Source organism: Psychrobacter sp. 1U2, from assembly GCF_051847575.1.
Genome location: NZ_JBPYDC010000691.1, coordinates 1 through 896, shown reverse-complemented (window position 1 = coordinate 896; position 896 = coordinate 1). Strand labels below are relative to the sequence as shown.

Here is an 896-nt window from a genome sequence, read left to right as displayed (position 1 = left end):
CGTGTGGCTCGTGAATGGCTCATTAATCTGCCTTACGAGTTATCAGAAAGTGAGCGCCATCAGCTAGCAATAGATTTTGCCCAAAAGATTTGTGATGATATGGATGTAATCGCTGATGTATGTATTCATCGTCCTGTAATGAAACTTCCATTCGATCCGAACGCTGAGCCGAGCTCGAAACGATTACGTGAAGGAGAAGAAAATCCTGACCCACGTAATTTCCATGCCCATATTATGGTAACCACTCGAGCGCCCACTATTGGGCCTAATAAGACATTGGCCTTTGATCCAAAGCTCAAAGTACCATTTGAATGGTCCAACAAAAAACGTAAGGCTCATGATCTGCCATCATCAATGCAAGAAATTAAGCGTATTCGTGAACTCTGGGTAAATACCGCCAATAAAGTGTTAGCCGAATATAATCTGCCGTTAATGGATGCACGTAGTTACAAAGATCAGGGGCTTGATCAGCAACCCACCATTAAAATGGGCGTAAAAGCGACAGCAATGGAACGCCGCGGCATTATGACCGAAAAAGGCGATATTAACCGCGCTATTAAAACACGCAACAACCTAGTGGCTGAGAATCATATTAGACAGGAAGCAGACAATGAACGACGAATTAGCGCACTTAGAAAAGGACTTGCTTGGGCAACTGAGAAAAATGCAAGACTACCTGGACGCATTGGAGGCACAAAACAACGAACTGACTTTGCAAAACAACTCTCTGGAAGCTCAGAACCTCTCATTACATACTGCACAGGACAGTCTCATAGAACGGCAGCTCGAGTTGACGACACAAAACGATGCGTTGAAGACGCAAAATCAGGCATTGCTTGGGCAGCTAAACGATGCGAAAACCTACCAAAGCGATGTGATGACACAAAACAAAGAAT

At 44.2% G+C, this 896-nt stretch carries 1 protein-coding gene; it reads left to right on the top strand.

From position 1 onward, the window contains the following. Positions 1 to 896: MobA/MobL family protein (locus ACS8FD_RS18125; protein ID WP_439276873.1), on the top strand; the 896-nt coding region annotated here is incomplete at both ends.